Origin of the sequence: Streptomyces mashuensis, from assembly GCF_014654785.1 — a bacterium.
In the GTDB taxonomy this organism is placed as follows: Bacteria; Actinomycetota; Actinomycetes; order Streptomycetales; family Streptomycetaceae; genus Streptomyces; species Streptomyces mashuensis.
On sequence record NZ_BNBD01000003.1, the window covers coordinates 347,686 to 368,995 of the forward strand.

Sequence of the window (21,310 nt, forward strand, 5' to 3'; positions counted from 1 at the left end):
AGTTCCCGTGCGTATTCCGCGGCACACGCTCAGTGCACGCCCCGGTGCATTCCCGTGATCAGTCCGCGCAGAAAAGAGAGATCGACTTCCTCCAGCGAGCCGACCACGGTCCGGCCCGCGGCGGGCGGGATCGGCGCCACCGACGGCACCGCCACCACCCGGCACCCGGCCGCCTCCGCCGCGGCCACACCGGTCAGGGTGTCCTCCACCACCGCACACCGCGCCGGGTCCGCGCCCAGCCGGGCGGCGGCCAGCAGGTACGGGTCGGGGTGCGGCTTGGTGCGGGTCAGCTCGTCGCCGGCCACCGTCAGCGCGAAGTGCTGCCGGCCCAGCGTGTCGAGCACTCTGTCGATGATCTCCCGGTGCGAGGCGGAGACCAGGGCCGTCGGCACCCCGTGCGCGGACAGCTCGGCCAGCAGCCGGCGGGCGCCGGGCATCAGCGGCACACCGCGCCCGATCATCTCCGAGAACCGGGTGTTGAGCAGGGCCGTGAGCTCGGCCAGGGCGATCCGGGCCCCCGTCGCCTTGATCAGGAACGAGGCGCTGCGGGTCATCGGCCCGCCGACGACCACCTCGCGCCACTCCTCCAGCAGCTGGTGCCCCAGCTCGGCGAAGACGGCGACCTCCACCTCCCACCAGAAACCCTCGGTGTCGACGAGGGTGCCGTCCATGTCGAGCAGGACCGCCTGCAGGGCCGGGGCCTCCGGCCGCACGCCGATCACGGGGACGCTGCTGGTCATCCGCACACCTCCTGGGGGACACGAAGGCCGGCCCGGCCCTCCGCTCACCGCGGAGGACGGACCGGCCTTCACCGGACCGACCAGTGTACGGCGGTGGGCGCCGCACGTCGCGTCGATAATCACCCAGTCTGCGCGGGCCCCGTCGGGGGCCGGGATCAGTCGTCGCCGGGGCCGTCCTGGGAGCCGTCGCGCCCGCCGCCGTCGTCCTTGCCCCTGCCCTTGCCGTCCGGGGCGCCCTTGCCGTCGGAGGCGTCATCGCCCTCCGTCCCGGCGGCCCCGTCGGCCCCCTCGTCGGGGGTCTGGGCCGGCGGGCGGGGCGGCCGGGTCCGGCCGCCGGCGGTGTCCCGCAGGTACGACGGGTCGCGTGGGCCGCCCTCGGCCAGCCCCGGCTCGGCGGCCAGGCCGCCGGCCCGCTCCGGACCGGGCGCCTGGCCCGGCTGGCCGTCGCGGCGCCGCAGGTAGCGCTCGAACTCCCGGGCGATGGCCTCGCCGGACGCCTCCGGCAGGTCCGCGGTGTCCCGCGCCTCCTCCAGCGACTGCACGTACTCGGCCACCTCGCTGTCCTCGGCCGCCAGCTGGTCCACGCCCAGCTGCCAGGCGCGGGCGTCCTCCGGCAGCTCGCCCTGCGGGACGCGCAGGTCGATCAGGTCCTCCAGGCGGTTGAGCAGCGCCAGGGTGGCCTTCGGGTTGGGCGGCTGGGAGACGTAGTGCGGCACGGCGGCCCACAGGCTCACCGCCGGCACCCCGGCGTGCGTGCACGCCTCCTGGAGGATGCCGACGATGCCGGTCGGTCCCTCGTAGCGGGACTCCTCCAGGTCCAGGGTGCGCGCCAGATCCGGGTCGGAGGTGACGCCGCTGACCGGAACGGGCCGGGTGTGCGGGGTGTCGCCGAGCAGCGAGCCCAGGATCACCACCATCTCCACACCGAGCTCGTGGGCGAAGCCCAGCAGCTCGTTGCAGAACGACCGCCAGCGCATGCTCGGCTCGATGCCCCGCACCAGGACCAGGTCCCGCGAGGCGCCGGTGTCCGCGGCCCGCACCACCGACAGCCGGGTGGTCGGCCAGGTGATCTTGCGGACGCCCCCGTCCAGCCAGACCGTGGGCCGGTTGACCTGGAAGTCGTAGTAGTCCTCCGCGTCGAGCGCGGCGAACACCTCGCCCTTCCACTCCCGGTCCAGGTGCGCGACCGCGCTGGAGGCTGCGTCACCGGCGTCGTTCCAGCCCTCGAAGGCACAGATCATGACCGGGTCGATCAGCTCGGGAACCCCCTCAAGCTCGATCACCCAGCGCCTCCTTCCGACCGGGGCGCACACCATGGGTGCAGGGCGCCGCCGGTTGCCGTTCCGTGCGATTGCGGTTGTCTCGTGTGTGCCCCAAGCCTACGACTTCGGCGACCCCGGTACGCAGCCCCCGAGGGGGAGGCACTTTCAGCCACGCGTGCCCCACCCGCCGCGATAGGCGCGCCAGTCGGCCTCGGTGGCGGCGAAGTCCACGTACAGTGCGACGCCGAAGCGTTCGCGGTGCCGGTCCTGCCGGGACAGGCCCAGCCGGGCGCCGCGCACGGCGGCCGCCGCCGTCTCGGCCCGGCTCTGATGGCCCCAGTCGTCGGTGTGGTAGAAGGGCAGGCCCATCAGCAGGTCGGTCCGCCGGGGCGTCACCTGGAGGGCCAGCGCGGTCTGCCGGGCCACGTAGCCGCCGTAGAGCGTCTCCGCCGGCAGCGCCGTGTCGTACGACATGACGGCTATCTGGTCGGTGCGGCGGGCCACCTGGGCGAAGTAGCGCTGGGTCCACCACTTCTTGCTGCCCAGCGTGCGCGCCGCGCGGTGCAGGGCGGGCAGCGGGTCGATCTGCTGGGCGGCCACCGACAGCACTCCGCCCTGCGAACGCACCGCCGTATGCAGGGAGTCGAGCAGCGCGAGGAAGTCCCGGTCGTCGCTGGGCACGGGTTCGACGTCCAGGTGCAGGCCCTCGAAGCCGGCCCGCAGCACCTGCCGGGCGGACTCCACGACGGCCTCCCGCACCGGTGCGGAGGGCAGGTACAGGCCCGGGCCGCCGGCCCGGTCGGTCACCTTGTCGCCGAGCCACGCCTGGACGCGTACCCCGGGCAGCTCGCGGTGGACCGCGTCGAGGAACCGGCCGGCGCCGCGGTACACGTCCGCGGGCAGGGTGCCGTCGTGCTCCAGCGGGCCGGCGTGCACGTACAGGTCACGGATGCCGGTGCCGGCCAGGCGCCGCTTCAGCGCGGCGAGGTCGGCCGGGCCGCGCCGGCCGTCCACCCAGGCGTGCCCCAGCCACACCGCGTCCCGGCCGCGGGTGACCGCGTCGTCGGCGGGCGACCCGGCGTAGGCGGCGCGCAGCGCGCTGCCTGCCGTGACGACCGGCACGAGGACGAGGAGGGCCAGCCCGATCGCCACGCGTACGGTGATGCGCCGCCACAGCGGTGGGCGGGGCCGTGAGGTCTTCTTGCCGGCCGGCGGTGCTGCCCTGTTCATGTGTACGTCCCCTCTTCCCTCCAGGGGACGTGTGCGGCCGGTGCCTGGTTGCCCGTCCGCCGTGTGCCCGGGAGCACACGGCGGACGGGCGCGAAGGGGGCGCGTCAGTGCTTGTCGCCCAGCAGCTCCTTGACGCGGGTCCGGACGTCCTCGGTGTCGAGGCCGCGGATGGTCAGGGTGGTGCGGCGGCGCAGCACGTCGTCGACCGTCTCGGCCCACTCGTGGTCGCGGGCGTAGACGACCTGGGCCCAGATCTCCGGGCCGTCGGGGTGGATCCGCTCGCCGAGCTCGGGGTTCTCGTTGACCATGCGGGCGATGTCGAAGGACAGCGAGCCGTAGTGGGTGGCGAGGTGACGGGCGGTCAGCGGGTCCATGCGGGCGCCGGGCTCGCGGTCGACGAGCAGGCGGTGCGCGACGGCGTTGGGGTTGGCGACGCCGGGCAGCGGGGTGCGGCGGACGAGGCTGGAGACGGGCTCCATGTCCTCGGTGAGCGGGCTGCCGGGCACCTGGGCGAGCTTCTTCATGACCGTGCGGCCGATGTGGCGGTAGGTGGTCCACTTGCCGCCGGCGACGGACAGCATGCCGCCCTTGCCCTCGGTGACGACCGTCTCGCGCTTGGCCTGGGCGACGTCGCCGGGGCCGCCGGGCAGCACGCGCAGGCCGGCGAAGGCGTACGTCATCAGGGAGCGGTCGAGGTCGGCGTCCTGGATGGAGAACGCGGCCTCGTCGAGGATCTGCTGGATGTCCTCCTCGGTGGCGCGCACGTCCGCCGGGTCGCCCTCGTACTGGGTGTCGGTGGTGCCCAGGAGGAGCTGGTCCTCCCAGGGGAGGGCGAAGGTGATGCGGTACTTGTCGATCGGGGTGGCCATGGCGGCCTTCCACGGCGACTTGCGCTTCATCACGATGTGCGCGCCCTTGGAGAGGCGGATGGACGGTGCGGCGCCCTTGTCCTCCAGCTTCCGCAGGTGGTCCACCCACGGGCCGGTGGCGTTGAGGACGACGCGGGCGTCGATGCCGAACTCGGTGCCGTCCATGCGGTCCTTGAGCTCGGCGCCGGTGACCTTGCCGTGCGTGAAGCGCAGGCCGGTGACCTCGGCGTGGTTGAGGACCACGGCACCGGACTCGACGGCCGCGCGAACCGTCATGACGGCCACGCGGGAGTCGTTCATCTGGTGGTCGTAGTAGACCGCGACGGCCTTGAGGTCGTCGGTGCGCAGGCCGGGGTTGTCGGCCTTGGCGCGGGCCGGGGAGATGACCTTGCCGACGCCGTCGCCGAAGGCGGACAGCGCCGAGTAGGCGAAGACGCCGGCGCCGAGCTTGGCCGCACCCACCGGGCCGCCCTTGTAGACGGGCAGGTAGAAGGTGAGCGGGTTGACGAGGTGGGGGGCCACGTCCTTGGCGAGGACGCGGCGCTCGTGGTGGTTCTCCGCGACCAGCTTGACCGCGCCGGTCTGCAGGTAGCGCAGACCGCCGTGGACGAGCTTGGAGGACGCGGAGGAGGTGGCGCCGGCGAAGTCGCCGGCGTCCACCATGGCGACCCGCAGGCCGGCCTGCGCGGCGTGCCAGGCGACCGAGGTGCCCAGGATGCCGCCGCCGATGACCAGGAGGTCGTACGTCGCGTTGGACAGTCTCTCCCGGGTCTCGGCTCGGCCCGGGTTGACGCCGGCGGCCGGGTGCGTTCCCAGGGTGGGCACGCTCTGCGGGGTAGTCATGAGTTGCTCCTCAGTCAGCTCTCGTCGTCGATCCAGCCCATGGTCCGCTCGACGGCCTTGAGCCAGTTCTTGTACTCGCGGTCACGCGTGTCCGCGTCCATGCGGGGGGTCCACTCGGCGGCCCGGCGCCAGTTGGCGCGCAGGGCGTCGGTGTCCGGCCAGAAGCCGACGGCCAGGCCGGCGGCGTAGGCGGCGCCGAGGCAGGTCGTCTCGGCGACCATGGGGCGCACCACGGGTGCGTCCAGGAAGTCCGAGAGGGTCTGCATCAGCAAGTTGTTGGAGGTCATGCCGCCGTCGACCTTGAGGGCGGTCAGCTCGACGCCGGAGTCCTTGGTCATGGCGTCGGTGATCTCGCGGGTCTGCCAGGCGGTGGCCTCGAGGACGGCGCGGGCGATGTGCGCCTTGGTGACGTAGCGGGTCAGGCCCGCGATCACGCCGCGCGCGTCGGAGCGCCAGTAGGGGGCGAACAGGCCGGAGAAGGCGGGCACGAAGTAGGCGCCGCCGTTGTCCTCGACGGAGCTGGCGAGCGTCTCGATCTCGGCCGCGCTCTTGATGAGGCCCATCTGGTCGCGCATCCACTGGACGAGGGAGCCGGTGACGGCGATGGAGCCCTCGAGGGCGTAGACGGGCTTCTGGTCGCCGATGCGGTAGCCGACGGTGGTCAGCAGGCCGTTGTAGGACTGGACGGGCTCGCCACCGGTGTTCATCAGCATGAAGGTGCCGGTGCCGTAGGTGGACTTGGCCTCGCCCTGGTCGAAGCAGGTCTGGCCGAAGAGGGCGGCCTGCTGGTCGCCGAGGGCGGAGGCGACGGGGACGCCCTCGAGGGCGCCGCCCTTGGCGGTGCCGTAGACCTCGGCGGAGGAGCGGATCTCCGGCAGGACGGCGGCCGGGATCTCCATGGAGGACAGGATGCGGTCGTCCCACGCCAGGGTGCGCAGGTTCATCAGCATGGTGCGCGAGGCGTTGGTGACGTCGGTGACGTGGACGCCGCCGTTCACACCGCCGGTGAGGTTCCAGATGACCCAGGAGTCCATGGTGCCGAAGAGGATGTCGCCGGCCTCGGCGCGCTCACGCAGGCCCTCGACGTTGTCCAGCAGCCAGCGGACCTTGGGGCCGGAGAAGTAGGAGGCCAGCGGGAGGCCGGTCTCGCGGCGGAAGCGGTCCTGGCCGACGTTGCGGCCGAGCTCCTTGCAGAGGGCGTCCGTGCGGGTGTCCTGCCAGACGATGGCGTTGTGGACGGGCTCACCGGTGTTCTTGTCCCAGAGCAGGGTGGTCTCGCGCTGGTTGGTGATGCCGATGGCCTTGACGTCGGCGGCGGTGATGCCGGCCTTCTCGACGGCGCCGGCGACGACCTGCTCGACGTTGCGCCAGATCTCCAGGGCGTCGTGCTCGACCCAGCCCGGCTTGGGGAAGATCTGCTCGTGCTCCTTCTGGTCGACGGCGACGATGCGGCCGTCGCGGTCGAAGACGATGCAGCGGGAGGAGGTGGTGCCCTGGTCGATGGCCGCGATGAACGGGCCCTGGCCGTGGGAGGCGCCGTGGGTGGTGGTCATGGGGTGTCTGCTCCTGAAGGTCTGGGTCTCGGCGTGTCTCGGCGTGTGCTGCTGCTCAGAATGCGAGCTTGTGGATACCCGCGGCCAGGGCCGCGCCAATCAGGGGGCCGACGACGGGCACCCAGGCGTACCCCCAGTCCGAGCCGCCCTTGTTGGGCAGCGGCAGCAGGGCGTGCACGATGCGGGGGCCGAGGTCGCGGGCGGGGTTGATGGCGTAGCCGGTGGGGCCGCCGAGCGAGATGCCGATGCCGACGACGACGAGGGCGACCATGAGGGTGCCGGTGCCGCTGACGGCCAGGCCCTTGGTGAGGCCCAGGGTGAGGATGAACAGCACCAGCACCGCGGTGGCGATGATCTCGGTGACGAGGTTCTGCACGGCGTTGCGGACCTCGGGGCCGGTGGAGAAGATGCCGAGCACCGGGCCGGCCTGCGGGGTGGCGGTCTGGTCGACCATGCCCTCGCTGGGGTTGAGGCTCGCGACGAGCTCCGGATCGGTCAGGTGGGCCTTGAACTGGCCCTGGTAGGCGAGCCACACCAGCGTCGCGCCGATCATGGCGCCGAGCAGCTGGGAGCCGATGTACACGGGCACGTCGCTCCAGGCGACCGCGCCGTCGAGGGCGAGGCCGAGGGTGACGGCGGGGTTGAGGTGCGCACCGGACTTGGTGCCGATGTAGGCGCCGGCCAGTACCGCGAAGCCCCAGCCGAACGTGATGGTGAGCCATCCGGCGTTCTGGGCCTTCGAACGCTTCAGTGTGACGGCGGCGCAGACGCCGCCGCCGAGCAGAATCAGTACGGCGGTACCGATGGTCTCGCCGGTGAAGATGTCGGAGCTGGACACCCGCGACTCCTTTGTCCTTCGTCCAGGGGAAGGCGAACCCCGGGTCCCTCCGGTGGTCCGCGCCCTCCGAGAGGGCGGTGATCGGTCCCGCGGCACTGCACACCATAGCGAATATTGTCGGTAGGTGTTCGACAATGCCGACCGATGCACGGCAGTTTTCTGGACGGTTAAGACCCCGTCAAGGGCTCTGTGACCGGAAACTCCAGGCCAACTGGCCGGAAATCTACGTTCGGATACCGGTGGGTAACGAGAGGGTCTCGCGGGTCACGGAGAGGTCTCGGACAGGACCCGGAACGGCCCCTCGGCGGCCTCTCCGGCGCCCCCGGTCGGCATCGCCGACCGGGGGGGGCGCGGGGCGGCTCAGAAGCGCCCGGCGCCCAGGTCGCGCGAGACGGCGCGGGCGCAGTCGCGCACCGCGGCCACCAGCCGGGGCCGCAGCTCGCCGCCCTCGCACACGCGCTCGACGGCGCCCGTGATGCCGACCGCGCCCACCGGCATCCGGCGGCGGTCGTGAATGGGGGCCGCCACGGAGGCCACCCCGGCCCAGGTCTCCTCGACGTCCGCGGCCCAGCCGCGGGCGCGCACCAGGTCCAGCACACCCTCCAGCCCGGGGAGGTCCGTGACGGTGTGCGGCGTGAACGCCTCGCGGTCGGCGTCCACCATCTCCGCGTGCGCCACCGGGTCGTAGGCGCACAGCACCTTGCCCAGCGCCGTGCTGTGCAGCGGCTGCATGGCGCCGACCTCCAGCACCTGGCGGCTGTCGTCGGGGCGGAAGACGTGGTGCACGATCAGCACGCCCTGCTGGTGCAGCACGCCGAGGTGGACGCTCTCGCCGCTGGACCGGGCCAGGTCGTCGGCCCACACCAGGGCGCGGGCCCGCAGCTCGTGCACGTCCAGGTAGCTGTTGCCGAGGCGGAGCAGCTCGGCGCCGAGCTGGTAGCGCCCGGAGACCGGGTCCTGCTCGACGAAGCCCTCCTGCTGGAGGGTGCGCAGGATGCCGTGGGCGGTACCCTTGGCCAGCCCCAGCGCGGAGGCCACGTCGGACAGGCCGAGCCGCCGCTCGCCGCCCGCGAGCAGCCGCAGCATCGCCGCCGCTCGCTCCAGCGACTGGATGGTCCGTGCCATCGAGCTACTCCCTTCGCTGCCGCCCGGCGCTCACCGTTCGGCATTGCTGAACACTATCGGCCGTTGCCGACCAGGGGATACCCGACAGCAGGGCCCGACCATGATCACCGACACACTCCGCGGGCACCCCACCGGCCCCCGCCGGACCTCTCCGCCGGGCCCTCCGGCCGGTACGCCGTCCGCCCGCCGACTGGTCCGGACCATGAGACGCCCCTGCGCCGGGGGGCGGTCCTGGGGCTAGGCTGGCCGCGTGCGCCGTCCGCAACAGGGCGGCGCAAAGCCGACAGCCGTCGCACACCCGGGAGCTGCCCCATGGCCTCGTCCACCCCGCCGCCCGTACCCGCCAGCCGATCCGCGCAGCTGCGCGAGGCCCTGGCCACCCGTGTGGTGGTGGCCGACGGGGCGATGGGCACCATGCTCCAGGCGCAGGACCCCTCGCTGGAGGACTTCCAGCAGCTGGAGGGGTGCAACGAGGTCCTCAACGTCACCCGGCCCGACATCGTCCGCGCGGTCCACGAGGCGTACTTCGAGGCCGGCGTCGACTGCGTGGAGACCAACACCTTCGGCGCCAACCACGCCGCGCTCGGCGAGTACGACATCGCGCACCGCATCACCGAGCTGTCCGAGGCCGGCGCCCGGATCGCCCGGGAGACCGCCGACGCCTTCACCGCCCGCGACGGCCGCGTCCGCTGGGTGCTGGGCTCCGTCGGCCCCGGCACCAAGCTGCCCACCCTCGGCCACATCGGCTTCACCACCCTGCGCGACGCCTACCAGCGCAACGCCGAGGGCCTGCTGGCCGGCGGCGCCGACGCCATCCTCGTCGAGACCACGCAGGACCTGCTCCAGACCAAGGCGTCCGTCATCGGCGCCCGCCGCGCCATGGCGGCCACCGGCACCGACGTGCCGCTGCTGGTGCAGGTGACCGTCGAGACCACCGGCACGATGCTGCTGGGCTCCGAGATCGGCGCCGCGCTCACCGCCCTGGAGCCGCTGGGCATCGACATGATCGGGCTGAACTGCGCCACCGGCCCCGCCGAGATGAGCGAGCACCTGCGCCACCTCTCCCGGCACGCCCGCACCCGCATCTCCGCGATGCCCAACGCGGGCCTGCCCGTGCTCGGCAAGGACGGCGCCCACTACCCGCTGAGCCCCGCCGAGCTGGCCGACGCGCACGAGACGTTCGTCCGCGAGTACGGCCTCTCCCTGGTCGGCGGCTGCTGCGGCACCACGCCCGAGCACCTGCGCCAGGTCGTCGAACGGGTGCGCGACCTGACGCCGGGCGAGCGCCGGGTGCGCCCCGAGCCGGGCGCCTCCTCCCTCTACCAGACGGTGCCGTTCCGCCAGGACACCTCGTACCTCGCCATCGGCGAGCGCACCAACGCCAACGGCTCGAAGAAGTTCCGCGAGGCCATGCTGGAGGGCCGCTGGGACGACTGCGTGGAGATGGCCCGCGAGCAGATCCGCGAGGGCGCCCACATGCTCGACCTGTGCGTGGACTACGTGGGCCGGGACGGCGTGGCCGACATGGAGGAGCTCGCCGGCCGCTTCGCCACCGCCTCCACGCTGCCCGTCGTGCTGGACTCCACCGAGGTGGACGTCCTCCGCGCGGGCCTGGAGAAGCTCGGCGGCCGTGCGGTGATCAACTCGGTGAACTACGAGGACGGCGACGGCCCCGACTCGCGGTTCGCCAAGGTCACGGCCCTGGCCAAGGAGCACGGCGCCGCGCTGATCGCCCTCACCATCGACGAGGAGGGCCAGGCCCGTACCGCGGAGAAGAAGGTCGCCGTCGCCGAGCGGCTGATCGCCGACCTGACGGGGAACTGGGGCATCCGGGAGTGCGACATCCTCGTCGACTGCCTCACCTTCACCATCTGCACCGGCCAGGAGGAGTCCCGCAAGGACGGTATCGCCACCATCGAGGCGATCCGCGAGCTGAAGAAGCGCCACCCGGACGTGCAGACCACGCTCGGCCTGTCCAACATCTCCTTCGGCCTCAACCCCGCCGCCCGCATCCTCCTCAACTCCGTCTTCCTCGACGAATGCGTCAAGGCCGGCCTGGACTCGGCCATCGTGCACGCCGCGAAGATCCTGCCCATCGCCCGGTTCGGGGAGGAGGAGGTCGCCACCGCCCTCGACCTCATCCACGACCGCCGCGCCGAGGGCTACGACCCGCTGCAGAAGCTCATGCAGCTGTTCGAGGGCGCCACCGCGAAGTCCCTCAAGGCGTCCAAGGCCGAGGAGCTGCTGGCCCTGCCGCTGGAGGAGCGGCTGCGCCGCCGCATCGTCGACGGCGAGCGCAACGGCCTGGAGGCCGACCTCGACGAGGCGCTGCGCGAGCGGCCCGCCCTCGACATCGTCAACGACACCCTGCTGGAGGGCATGAAGGTCGTCGGCGAGCTCTTCGGCTCGGGGCAGATGCAGCTGCCGTTCGTGCTCCAGTCGGCCGAGGTGATGAAGGCCGCGGTGGCCCACCTGGAGCCGCACATGGAGAAGAGCGAGGCCGCCGGCAAGGGCACGATCGTGCTGGCCACGGTCCGCGGCGACGTCCACGACATCGGCAAGAACCTCGTCGACATCATCCTCTCCAACAACGGCTACAACGTCGTCAACCTCGGCATCAAGCAGCCGGTGTCGGCGATCGTGGAGGCCGCGCAGGAGCACCGGGCCGATGTCATCGGCATGTCCGGGCTGCTGGTGAAGTCCACCGTGATCATGAAGGAGAACCTGGAGGAGCTCAACCAGCGCAAGCTGGCGGCCACCTACCCGGTGATCCTCGGCGGCGCCGCCCTCACCCGCGCCTACGTCGAGCAGGACCTGCACGAGATCTACGAGGGCGAGGTGCGGTACGCGCGCGACGCCTTCGAGGGCCTGAAGCTCATGGACGCGCTGATCGCCGTCAAGCGCGGGGTGCCCGGCGCCACGCTGCCCGAGCTCCGGCAGCGGCGGGTGCCCAAGCGGGAGGCCCCCGCGGTGGCCGAGGTGGAGGAGCCGCAGGGCGCGGTGCGCTCGGACGTGGCCACCGACAACCCCGTGCCCGAGCCGCCCTTCTGGGGGACGCGCGTCGTCAAGGGCATCCAGCTGAAGGAGTACGCCTCCTGGCTGGACGAGGGCGCGCTGTTCAAGGGCCAGTGGGGGCTGAAGCAGGCCCGCGCCGGCGGCCCCACGTACGAGGAGCTGGTGGAGAGCGAGGGCCGGCCGCGGCTGCGCGGCCTGCTGGAGAAGCTGCACACCGAGAACCTGCTGGAGGCGGCCGTCGTCCACGGCTACTTCCCGTGCGTCAGCAAGGGCGACGACCTCGTGATCCTGCACGAGGACGGCACCGAGCGCACCCGCTTCACCTTCCCCCGGCAGCGGCGCGGCCGCCGGCTGTGCCTCGCCGACTTCTTCCGCCCCGAGGAGAGCGGCGAGACCGACGTGGTGGGCCTCCAGGTGGTCACGGTGGGCTCCCGCATCGGCGAGGCCACGGCGAAGCTGTTCGAGGCCAACGCCTATCGCGAGTACCTGGAGCTGCACGGCCTGTCCGTGCAGCTGGCCGAGGCCCTCGCCGAGTACTGGCACGCCCGGGTCCGCGCCGAGCTGGGCTTCGGCGCGGAGGACCCCGACGACGTCGAGGGGATGTTCGCCCTGAAGTACCGGGGCGCGCGGTTCTCGCTGGGCTACGGCGCCTGCCCGGACCTGGAGGACCGGGCGAAGATCGCCGAGCTGCTGCGGCCGGAGCGGATCGGGGTGCACCTGTCGGAGGAGTTCCAGCTGCACCCGGAGCAGTCGACCGACGCCATCGTCATCCACCACCCCGAGGCGAAGTACTTCAACGCGCGCTGACGCGCCCGCCGGTGCCAGGGGCCGCGACCGTTCTCCGGTTGCGGCCCCGGGTCCGTGCCCGCCCAATGGGTTACGACATGGGCACCCACGACACCCACCCCTGGAACCGGCGGCGCTTCCTCGGCGCCGTCGCCGGGACGGGGGCCGGCGCGTTCCTCGCCGGCTGCTCCGCCGGTGACGGGCCGCAGGGCGGCCCGGCCGCGGTCACGGCGGAGAACGAACGGCACGGCGACCACGACTGGCGGCTGGCCCGGCAGGGCCAGGAGCACGCGGTCGAGGGGTACGCCGACCGGGCGAGCGTCCTGCCCGGCGAACCGTTCCGGCTGCACGTGTCGGTGGCCGCCGGGTCCGGGTTCCGCGCGGAGGCGTTCCGCATGGGCTGGTACGGCGGCGCCCAGGCGCGCCGCGTGTGGGCGGCGGAGCGCATGCCGTGCGGGGCCCGGCCGCTCCCCCGGCCCGGCGGCCCCACCCGTACGGTCGCCGCGGCCTGGCCGGTGTCCGCCGAGGTGCCCACGCGGGGCTGGCCCGAGGGCGCGTACCTCGTCCGGCTCACCGCCGACTCCGGCGACCAGCGCTACGTACCCGTCACGGTCCGCTCCGCGCACACCGCGGGCCGGCTGGTCCTCGTCAACGCGGCCGCCACCTGGCAGGCGTACAACACGTGGGGCGGGCACAGCCTCTACCACGGGCCCGGCGGCAAGGCCGACTACAGCGCCCGCTCGCTGGCCGTCAGCTGCGACCGGCCGTACGACGGGGACGGCGCGCGGCTGTTCCTCACCTACGAGCAGCCGGCGATCGCCCTGGCCGAACGGCTCGGGCTGCCGCTGGCGTACGTCACCTCCATGGACGTCGACCGCGACCCCGGCCTGCTGCGCGGCGCCCACGCGGTGGTGTCCCTGGGGCACGACGAGTACTGGACGCCGGCGATGCGCACGGCGGTCACCGCGGCCCGCGACGCGGGCACCAACGTGGCGTTCCTCGGCGCCAACGCCTGCTTCCGGCGCATCCGGCTGGAGCCGGCCGGCACCACCGACCGCCGCCTGGTCGTCTGCTACAAGACCGACTGGCGGCTCGACCCGCTGGCCGGCCACGACGACCGGGCCGTCACCACGGACTGGCGGGCCGCGCCCCACCCCGACCCGGAGAACTCCCTCACCGGCACGCTGTACGAGTCGAACCCGACGTCGGCCGACTACGTGGTGACCGAGCCGGGCCACTGGCTGTTCGAGGACACGGGCGTGGCGCGGGGCGCCCGCTTCCCCAACCTGGTGGGCACGGAGTACGACCGCGTCAACTCCGGCCCGCGCACCCCCCGTCCGCTGGACATCGTGGCGCACTCGCCGCTGGTGTGCCGGGGCGTGCGCTCCTTCGCCGACTCGGGCTACTACACGACGGCCGGCGGCGCCGGGGTGTTCAACACCGGCACCATGCGCTGGGTGGAGTCCCTCAAGGGCGACGGGACACACGGCATCCCGCCGGCCACGGCCCGGTTCACCGCCCAGGTCACCGCCAACGTGCTGCGGGCGTTCGCCACGGGCCCGGCGGGCCGGGACCACCCGGCGGCGGACAACCTCGCCGCGTACCACCCGTACGAGGGCGATCCGGTGCAGGCGCACGAACACCTGTGGTGAGGCGCACGAGGTGCCCGTGCGCCGGCGGGGCCGGCGGGCCCGGCCCCGGCGACGACCACGGTGGTCTCCCGGGAGGTCATGCCTCCAGCCCCTTGGTCATGACGTACCGCCGGTGGAAGAGGATCAGGCCGGCCAGGACGACGAGCCACTGGGCCGTGCTCGCCGTCGGCACGGCGTCGACGGGCACGGTGAGGGCCAGCACGACGCGGACCCCGGCGTCCAGGGTGAGGACGACGCCCCACACGGCGCTGAGGATGCGGACGTGGCGCCGGAAGTCCGGCTCCGTCGTCCAGCGGCTCCGCCACTGCTGGTAGCCGTCCTCGCCCACCTTCGCCACGATCATCGGGCGGAAGGCGCTGAGCAGGAAGGGGTTGCGCGTCGGCACGGTGGCCAGCACCCAGATCCCGATGACGGCCGCGAGCCAGCTGTCCCGGACGAGGAGGGTCCGGGGGTCGCCGGTGACCAGGGTCATCAAGGAGCCGACGAGCAGCACGACGAGGGTGAACACCGCCATCGTCTCGACCCTGCGGTGCCTGATCATGCCGTGCACGATCCACGGGACGGCCAGCAGGCCGCCGGCCAGCAGCGCCGCCCACGGGCTGACGCCGGCGCCGCGCAGGGCGTAGTAGCAGCCCAGCGGCAGGCCGAGCTCGAACACCAGCTGGCGGAGCACGAAGCGGCGGACGGCCGCTTTCTTCCGGGCCTTCTCCTCCGCCGGAGGGGTGGTGGTGATGTCGTTCGTCATGGTCGTCCTGCTCTCACGCTTGTGGAACGCCGGTCTACGCCTTGCGGGTGGCGCGGTCGAACAGGTCCGCCAGTTCGCGGCCGCAGGCGGCCACGTCGATCGCGGCGCCCCCGGCCACGCGGCTGACGACGGCGTCGACGGCGCCGCGGATCGCCATGGCCATCACCCAGGGGTCGAAGTCGCCGAACTCGCCGGCCTCCTGGGCCCTGGCGAGCGCCTCGGCGACGCGGTCGACGAGGCCGCCCATCTCGGCGGCGAACTCCTGCTGCCACGGCTCGTCGCCCCGGGCCTGTGCCAGCACCTGGAGCAGGGCGGGCAGGTGCTTGGGGTGGGCGCCGAGCAGTTCGAGGTTGGACTCGATGTGGGCGCGGAGCCGGCCGGCGGCGGTGGGCTGCGCCTCGATGCGGGGCCGCATGTAGCCGTCGGCGACCCGCATGACCTCGGCGACGACCTCCCGCATGAGGTCGGCCTTGCCGGCGAAGTGGTACGAGATCATCCCCGTGCTGCTGAGGCCGGCGCGGCGGGCGATGCGCGCGTAGGTCGCCTTGGCGTACCCCTCGTCCGCGATCACCTCGATGGCGGCGTCGACGATCTGGGCCCGCCGGGCCGCCTCGGTGAACGTCCGGGGCGGCGCGGCGGCGGGCCCGCCGGAGTCCTGCTCGTCCGCACTGATCTTTGCTTGCATGAGCAAGACGGTAGAGCTTTTTGCTTGGCCGAGCAAGACATTGCGTAGTTGAGCTACGCGTGTCTCCGTAGCCGGTGAAGCGTCAGTGGGCCAGGACCAGCGAGAGGGGCCGGTCCGTCGGGCGGGCGGGTGTCGTCACGTGCACGACGCCGCCCCGGTCGGCCGGGTCGTACGACCACTGGCCGGCCGGCAACTCACGGCCGTCCAGGAGCACCCGCCCGGGCGCCCCGCCCGTGTGGACGGTGAACTCGTAGGGACGCTCCGCCTGCTTGCCCCGGAACGTGCCGCGGGACGGGCCGAGTTCGAGGGTGACGCCCTCGTCCGTCGTCCGGGTGGTGAGCGTCTGCTCGGCGTACGCGCCGGTGCGGTGCTCGCGCGTGACGCCGTCGTCCTCGTAGAGCGTGAACGCCGAGGTGCCGGCCGCCGGGTACACGTCCCAGGCCAGCGGCGAGCCGGCGGTGCGGTCCCGGTGGGAGCGGATGCCGCCCGGCCACATGGGGATGTTCGCGCCGGCCTTCACGAACAACGGCAGCGTGTCCAGCGGGGCCCGGTAGCCGTCGACGGTCGTCGGGCCCTCGTAGCGGCGGCCGGTCCAGTAGTCGGTCCAGGTGCCCTCGGGCAGATAGATGCCGTCCCGCACCTCGCTGTCCCGGTACACGGGCGCGACGAGGAAGTACTCCCCCGACAGGAACTCGTACTTGGCGGCCTCGGTCGCGGCCTTCGGGTCGCCGGGGTACTCCAGCGCGAGCGGCCGGACCGGGCCGACGCCCGTACGGGCCGCCTCGGCGGCGTAGCTGTACATGTACGGCAGCAGCGCCTCCTTGAGCTTGAGGTACTTGCGGTTGACGGACGTGTACGGCTCGCCGTACCGCCAGGGCTGCTTGTCGCTGGGCGCCCAGCCGTCCATCGTCATCACGGCCGGCAGGAACGCCTTCCACTGGAGGTCGCGGACGTACGTCTTCGGGCTGCCGCCGAAGATGCCGTCGACGTCACCGGTGGTGTACGCCAGGCCGGACATCGTGGCGCCCGCATAGGTGGGGATCTGCCAGCGGATGTACTCCCACGAGCCCTTCTGGTCGCCCGACCACTGCACGCCGCACCGCTGGGCACCGGCCCAGCTCTCGGGGGCCCAGGTGAAGCCGCGGGCGTCGCTGTTGTCCTCGATGCCCCGGTAGGCGTCCTTGCAGCCGTCGAGGGCGAACTTGTAGCCGTCGCCGACCCAGGCCACGTCGAGCTTCGCCACCCGCTGCCCCGCCTTGACCTGGTCGGCCAGCTTGCCGAGGCCGTCCTCGGTCCACAGGCCCATGGCGGCCTTGCGGCCGGCGAGGCCCCGGTTCACCTCGGCCAGGTTCTCGTAGCCGCAGCCGTAGCCGTCGTTGACGAGCATCCAGCCCAGCGGCAGGTCGTGCTCCACGTAGCCGTCGGCGACCTTCAGCGCGTCGAGGGTGCGGCGCTCGCCGCGGTTCTTGTTGTGCAGGTAGCAGTCGGAGTCGCCGATCTCCAGGCCGTACAGCGGCGGCAGGAACGGACGGCCCGTCAGCTTGGTGTAGCGGCCGACGACCTCCTTGGGCGTACGGCCGGCCACGTAGTACGCGTCGAAGCGGCGCTCGCGGGCCGTGGTGGTCACCGGGTCGCCGAAGGAGTAGGTGTTGGGTGCGTAGGTGTTGCGGTAGACGCCGTAGCCGGCGGAGGAGAGGTAGAAGGGCACGGAGTTGGGGTGGCCGCCGTCGTCCCAGTTGTAGTCGACGCCCACCTCCACGGTCCGGCCGCGGTGCGAGGTGTTGCCGCGCCCGTTCTGCATGCCGGCGCCGTAGAACTGCTCGGCGGCGCCGCGTGCGAGGGTCTGCACGGTCCGGTCGGCGCTCCACGTCAGGCCCTTGGTCTCCGCCCACAGCAGACTGCCGTCGGCCCGGTGCAGGGCGAAGCGCAGCGGGCTCTTGTAGGCGCGCAGGGTCAGGGCGGGGCTGCTGAGCTCGTAGCGGTCGCCGCGGTCGCGCCACCGCGTGGGCGGCGGCGGCCCCTGCGGCAGGACGATGTCCTTGCCCGTGGGGTCGGTGAACCTGCCGTCGGGCGCCAGCTCGACCCGTACGGTGTCGGCGGCGACGAACGTGACGCGGGCGGCGGCCTCGCCGGCCCGCAGATGGAAGACGGGGCCGGCGGTGGAGAAGCCGGTGACGTCGCCGACGGTCCGTTCCTGCTGTTCCTTCTGGTCCGGGAACTGGGCCCGCGCGGTGCCGGACGGGCCGGCGAGCGGGGCGAGGAGCCCGAGGAGAGCGGCGGCGAGCGCCGTTCTGCACCTGAAACGTCTCATGGGCGGGTGCTTAGCGCGCCCGCCCGGCGGAGGGCCATGGACGGAAGGCGTGCGGCCCGTGGACTTCTGTCCACGGGCCGCACGCCCCGTTCGTCACACGGTCACAGCGCGACGCCGAGGAGGGCGTCCACGGCCCGCGACACCAGGCCCGGCGCGCCGGTGTCGGCGCCGCCGGTCTCCGCCTGGGCGGCGGCCCAGCGGTCGACCGCGGCGAGCGCGGCCGGGGCGTCGAGGTCGTCGGCCATGGCCTCGCGGATCTCCTCGACCAGGGCGTCGGCGGACGGCCCGTCGGGCCGGGAGACGGCCGCGCGCCAGCGGTCCAGGCGCGCCACGGCCTCCTCCAGCACCGCGTCGGTCCACTCCCAGTCGGCGCGGTAGTGGTGCGCGAGCAGCGCCAGCCGGATGGCGGCCGGGTCGACGCCCTGGCGGCGCAGCGCCGAGACGAAGACGAGGTTGCCCCGGGACTTGGACATCTTCTCGCCGTCGAGGGCGACCAGGCCGGCGTGCACGTAGCTCTTGGCGAACGGGTGCTCGCCGGTGAGGGCCTGGGCGTGCGAGGCGCCCATCTCGTGGTGCGGGAAGATCAGGTCGGAGCCGCCGCCCTGCACGTCGAAGCCCATGCCCAGGTGCTCCAGGGCGATGGCGACGCACTCGATGTGCCAGCCGGGGCGGCCGGGGCCCAGGGAGGCGCCGTCCCAGCTGGGCTCGCCCGGACGGGCGGCCATCCACAGCATGGGGTCGACGGGGTTCTTCTTGCCGGGGCGGTCGGGGTCGCCGCCGCGCTCGGCCGAGAGCAGCTTCATGGCCTCGGCGTCGAGGTGCGAGACGCCGCCGAAGTGCGGGTCGGAGGCGACGGAGAAGTAGATGTCGCCGTCGAGCTCGTAGGCGGCACCGGCGTCGCGCAGCCGCTCGACGAGGGGGACGATCTTCGGTATCGACTCGACCGCGCCGATGTAGTGCTGCGGGGGCAGCATGCGCAGGGCGGTCATGTCCTCGCGGAAGAGGGCGGTCTCGCGCTCGGCGAGGGCGGTCCAGTCCTCGCCGTCGCGCACGGCCCGCTCCAGCAGCGGGTCGTCGATGTCGGTGACGTTCTGGACGTAGTGCACCTGCCGCTTGGTGTCGAGCCACACGCGCTGCACGAGGTCGAACGCGTTGTAGGTCGCCGCGTGTCCGATGTGGGTGGCGTCGTAGGGCGTGATGCCGCACACGTAGAGACGGGCGACGGGACCGGGGGCGAGGGTCACTCGCTCGCCGGTCGCGGTGTCGTGGATCCGGAGGTCGCGGCCCTTGCCGGGCAGGGCGGGCACCTCAGAAGCGGGCCAGGCATGCATGCCCCGAGCGTAACCGGACGCATGTTCCGGATACGAACCGGATCCGGCCTTTGGCCGAACAGGCGCTCTTGCGCCACGCCGGGCCCCTGGGGCCGTCCCCCTACACCGGCGGCCAGGGGATCGCGGGCCACGCCCCGCTCGGCTCACGGTGGCGCCCGGTGCGCAGAAGCTCCGCCACCCGTTCCCGCAGCGCGTCGATCTCCGCGACGGAGATCAACTCCGCCAGGCGCACGGCCAGGGGCGAACCCTCGGCCAGATTGGCCGAAAGTCGCCGCAACGCCTCCATCGCCTCCTCCGGCAACGGCTCCCCCGCCCACCCCCACAGCAACGTCCGCAGCTTGTCGTCCGCGTTGAACGTCACGCCGTGGTCGATCGCGTAGAGCCGCCCGTCCGCGGCCGGCAGCAGGTGGCCGCCCTTGCGGTCACCGTTGTTGATCACCGCGTCGAGCACCGCCAGCCGCCGCAGCCGTTCGTCGTCCGCGTGCACCAGCAGGGCCGTACGGTTCTCGCCGACCTCCGCGTAGCCGACGGCCTTCCAGCCGGGCCCCGGGTCGTCGCCCTCGACCAGGGCGAGCAGCGGCTCCTCCGGCCCCTCGGCCGTGGCCTCTATCCACAGCTGGCACATGCCCGGCCCGTAGGGCCCGTCCTCGCGGTAGACCGTGGGCGGGATCAGGCCCCACCCCATGGCCTCCGACAGCTCGTAGGCGGCCACCTCGCGCTGGGCCAGCGTGCCGTCGGGGAAGTCCCACAACGGCCGCTCACCGGCCACCGGCTTGTAGACGCAGGCGGCGCTCACGCCCTCGTGCTCGACGGTGCAGTACAGGACCGCGTTGGACGCCTCGCGGACCTGGCCGCGCACCGTGAGCTCGCCCTTGGCCAGCAGCTCGTGCGGGGTCACGCTCCGCGACGGTATCCGTTCTGGCGCGGACATACGTGTCCCTCCGGGTCGAGCGGCAGACTGCACAGCGGGCACGGCGGGCGGCCGGCGTTGACGACCTCCATGGCGCGCTTGGCGAAGGCCCGCGCCATCGTGCCGGTCAGCCGCACGCGCAGCATGGGCGGGCCGTTCTGCTCGTCGTGCAGCAGCCGTTCCTCCGCCTCGGCGAGGTCCTCGTCCGTCTCGGCCTCCAGCTCGACGAGCGCCTGGGCCTCCACCACCATGCGCTGGCTCTCGCCGTCCCAGGCCAGGGCCATGGTGCCGACCCGGAACTCCGCCTCGACGGGCGTGTCGAGCGGGGCGGTGTCGGCGAACTCGACGGGCGCGACGGCCGGCACGGGTGCGCTGCCGCCGGTGCGCCGCACCACTTCGTCCAGCAGTTCGTCGATGCGTTCGGCGAGCGCGGCGACCTGGGCCTTCTCCAGGGCCACGCTGGTGACCCGGCCGGCGGCGGTCGCCTGCAGGAAGAACGTGCGGCGGCCCGGCAGCCCGACCGTGCCGGCCACGAACCGGTCGGGCGGGTCGTAGAGGAACACCTGACGGGACAACGTCCTGCTCCATGGGGTCGGTGGGTGCGGTGCGGGATCAGGGGTGTCAGGGGCGACGGCCCGGCCGGTCCCGCGTCACCACCCTACTGCGGACGTCGATCACGGTGCTCCCGCGCCACCGCCGACGGCGGCGTCCCCGCCGGCGGGGTCCGCGGCGGGCGCCAGGGCCGACAGGTCGCCGGTGTCGCCGAGGCGCAGCAGGTAGGGGCGGAGCCGGGTATAGCGGATGGCAGTCACGGAGCAGGGGTCGGCGGTGATGCGCTGGAAGTGGTCGAGGTGGAGGCCGAGCGCGTCGGCGACGACGGACTTGACGATGTCGCCGTGGGTGCACACCAGGTAGCGGGCGTCGGGGCCGTGCTCGCGCTCGATCCGGTCGTTCCAGTCGCGTACGGCGGCCACGGCGCGGGCCTGGACGTCGCGCAGGGACTCGCCGGCGGGGAAGACGGCGGCGGAGGGGTGGCGCTGGACGACCTCCCAGAGGGGTTCACCGGCGAGTTCGGCGAGCTTGCGGCCGGACCAGTCGCCGTAGTGGACCTCGCCGACGCGGTCGTCGGTGTGCAGCGGCAGCCCGGGACGGGCGGCGAGGAGCGGGGCGAGGGTCTCGCGGCAGCGCTGGAGGGGGCTGGTGACGGCGGCGGCGAGGGGCACGCCCGCGAGCCGGCCGGGCAGGGCGGCGGCCTGGGCGGCGCCGCGCTCGTCCAGTGCCACGCCGGGGGTCCGGCCGGCGAGCACCCCCGCGGTGTTGGCGGTGGACCGGCCGTGCCGGACCAGGATCAGCGTGGGCATGGCAGCAGCGTACGACGGCGCACACGGCGGTGGACGGAACGGCGGACGGGACAG

16 protein-coding genes are annotated in these 21,310 nt (G+C 73.1%); 2 read left to right on the forward strand and 14 right to left on the reverse strand.

The annotated features are described in order from the left end of the window. Positions 1-29: 29 nt before the first annotated feature. The 7 genes from IE305_RS11000 to IE305_RS11030 form a co-directional block, all read right to left on the reverse strand. Positions 30-740, reverse strand: coding sequence for an HAD family hydrolase (locus IE305_RS11000; RefSeq protein WP_190129314.1), 711 nt, complete (start codon positions 738-740; stop codon positions 30-32). Positions 741-895: 155 nt separating this feature from the next. After that, positions 896-2,023, reverse strand: a complete 1,128-nt coding sequence (locus tag IE305_RS11005) for a PAC2 family protein (protein WP_190129315.1) — start codon at positions 2,021-2,023, stop codon at positions 896-898. Positions 2,024-2,167: 144 nt separating this feature from the next. Beyond that, entirely contained in the window at positions 2,168-3,232 is a 1,065-nt protein-coding gene (locus tag IE305_RS11010) for a glycoside hydrolase family 18 protein (protein ID WP_229890800.1), read from the reverse strand. A gap of 104 nt (positions 3,233-3,336) precedes the next feature. Next, positions 3,337-4,944 (reverse strand): glycerol-3-phosphate dehydrogenase/oxidase, encoded by a 1,608-nt coding sequence (locus IE305_RS11015; RefSeq protein WP_190129316.1) that lies wholly within the window; start codon positions 4,942-4,944, stop codon positions 3,337-3,339. 14 nt (positions 4,945-4,958) lie between these two features. Then, a complete protein-coding gene (gene glpK / locus IE305_RS11020; RefSeq protein ID WP_190129317.1) occupies positions 4,959-6,497 on the reverse strand; it encodes a glycerol kinase GlpK in 1,539 nt (512 codons plus the stop codon). A gap of 55 nt (positions 6,498-6,552) precedes the next feature. Further along, positions 6,553-7,335: an MIP/aquaporin family protein gene (locus tag IE305_RS11025; RefSeq protein WP_190129318.1), complete on the reverse strand. Its 783-nt coding sequence runs from the start codon at positions 7,333-7,335 to the stop codon at positions 6,553-6,555. 360 nt (positions 7,336-7,695) lie between these two features. Then, positions 7,696-8,460, reverse strand: a complete 765-nt coding sequence (locus tag IE305_RS11030; RefSeq protein WP_190129319.1) for an IclR family transcriptional regulator — start codon at positions 8,458-8,460, stop codon at positions 7,696-7,698. 312 nt (positions 8,461-8,772) lie between these two features. Between IE305_RS11030 and metH the strand changes: the two genes are divergently transcribed. Beyond that, positions 8,773-12,282: a methionine synthase gene (gene metH, locus IE305_RS11035; RefSeq protein ID WP_190129320.1), complete on the forward strand. Its 3,510-nt coding sequence runs from the start codon at positions 8,773-8,775 to the stop codon at positions 12,280-12,282. A 77-nt stretch (positions 12,283-12,359) separates the two neighbouring features. Continuing rightward, the gene (locus IE305_RS11040; protein ID WP_229890802.1) at positions 12,360-13,913 is read left to right on the forward strand and encodes a N,N-dimethylformamidase beta subunit family domain-containing protein; all 1,554 of its coding nucleotides are present in this window, start codon (positions 12,360-12,362) and stop codon (positions 13,911-13,913) included. Between the two features lie 76 nt (positions 13,914-13,989). Here IE305_RS11040 and IE305_RS11045 read toward each other — a convergent pair whose 3' ends face one another. The 7 genes from IE305_RS11045 to IE305_RS11075 all read right to left on the reverse strand — a co-directional run bounded on the left by IE305_RS11045 (position 13,990) and on the right by IE305_RS11075 (position 21,256). Further along, entirely contained in the window at positions 13,990-14,658 is a 669-nt protein-coding gene (locus tag IE305_RS11045; RefSeq protein ID WP_190129321.1) for a VC0807 family protein, read from the reverse strand. A gap of 34 nt (positions 14,659-14,692) precedes the next feature. After that, complete coding sequence (locus IE305_RS11050; protein ID WP_190129322.1) at positions 14,693-15,343, reverse strand: TetR/AcrR family transcriptional regulator; 651 nt, start codon at positions 15,341-15,343, stop codon at positions 14,693-14,695. Positions 15,344-15,425: 82 nt separating this feature from the next. Next, positions 15,426-17,654, reverse strand: a complete 2,229-nt coding sequence (locus IE305_RS11055) for a glycoside hydrolase family 31 protein (protein ID WP_190129323.1) — start codon at positions 17,652-17,654, stop codon at positions 15,426-15,428. A gap of 101 nt (positions 17,655-17,755) precedes the next feature. Next, entirely contained in the window at positions 17,756-18,985 is a 1,230-nt protein-coding gene (gene mshC, locus IE305_RS11060; RefSeq protein WP_190129324.1) for a cysteine--1-D-myo-inosityl 2-amino-2-deoxy-alpha-D-glucopyranoside ligase, read from the reverse strand. A gap of 100 nt (positions 18,986-19,085) precedes the next feature. Then, the gene (locus IE305_RS11065; RefSeq protein ID WP_190129325.1) at positions 19,086-19,916 is read right to left on the reverse strand and encodes an SCO1664 family protein; all 831 of its coding nucleotides are present in this window, start codon (positions 19,914-19,916) and stop codon (positions 19,086-19,088) included. Beyond that, positions 19,880-20,470, reverse strand: a complete 591-nt coding sequence (locus IE305_RS11070) for a DUF3090 domain-containing protein (RefSeq protein WP_190129326.1) — start codon at positions 20,468-20,470, stop codon at positions 19,880-19,882. The genes IE305_RS11065 and IE305_RS11070 overlap by 37 nt, the downstream gene beginning before the upstream one ends. A gap of 99 nt (positions 20,471-20,569) precedes the next feature. Beyond that, entirely contained in the window at positions 20,570-21,256 is a 687-nt protein-coding gene (locus IE305_RS11075) for a histidine phosphatase family protein (protein ID WP_190129327.1), read from the reverse strand. Positions 21,257-21,310: the final 54 nt, after the last annotated feature.

Coding starts and splice junctions, on each gene's coding strand:
- IE305_RS11000 (WP_190129314.1), bottom strand. CDS start 740: ATGACCAGCAGCGTCCCCGTGATCGGCGTGCGGCCGGAGGCCCCGGCC.
- IE305_RS11010 (WP_229890800.1), bottom strand. CDS start 3,232: ATGAACAGGGCAGCACCGCCGGCCGGCAAGAAGACCTCACGGCCCCGC.
- IE305_RS11015 (WP_190129316.1), bottom strand. CDS start 4,944: ATGACTACCCCGCAGAGCGTGCCCACCCTGGGAACGCACCCGGCCGCC.
- glpK (WP_190129317.1), bottom strand. CDS start 6,497: ATGACCACCACCCACGGCGCCTCCCACGGCCAGGGCCCGTTCATCGCG.
- IE305_RS11030 (WP_190129319.1), bottom strand. CDS start 8,460: ATGGCACGGACCATCCAGTCGCTGGAGCGAGCGGCGGCGATGCTGCGG.
- metH (WP_190129320.1), top strand. CDS start 8,773: ATGGCCTCGTCCACCCCGCCGCCCGTACCCGCCAGCCGATCCGCGCAG.
- IE305_RS11040 (WP_229890802.1), top strand. CDS start 12,360: ATGGGCACCCACGACACCCACCCCTGGAACCGGCGGCGCTTCCTCGGC.
- IE305_RS11045 (WP_190129321.1), bottom strand. CDS start 14,658: ATGACGAACGACATCACCACCACCCCTCCGGCGGAGGAGAAGGCCCGG.
- IE305_RS11050 (WP_190129322.1), bottom strand. CDS start 15,343: ATGCAAGCAAAGATCAGTGCGGACGAGCAGGACTCCGGCGGGCCCGCC.
- IE305_RS11055 (WP_190129323.1), bottom strand. CDS start 17,654: ATGAGACGTTTCAGGTGCAGAACGGCGCTCGCCGCCGCTCTCCTCGGG.
- mshC (WP_190129324.1), bottom strand. CDS start 18,985: ATGCATGCCTGGCCCGCTTCTGAGGTGCCCGCCCTGCCCGGCAAGGGC.
- IE305_RS11065 (WP_190129325.1), bottom strand. CDS start 19,916: ATGTCCGCGCCAGAACGGATACCGTCGCGGAGCGTGACCCCGCACGAG.
- IE305_RS11075 (WP_190129327.1), bottom strand. CDS start 21,256: ATGCCCACGCTGATCCTGGTCCGGCACGGCCGGTCCACCGCCAACACC.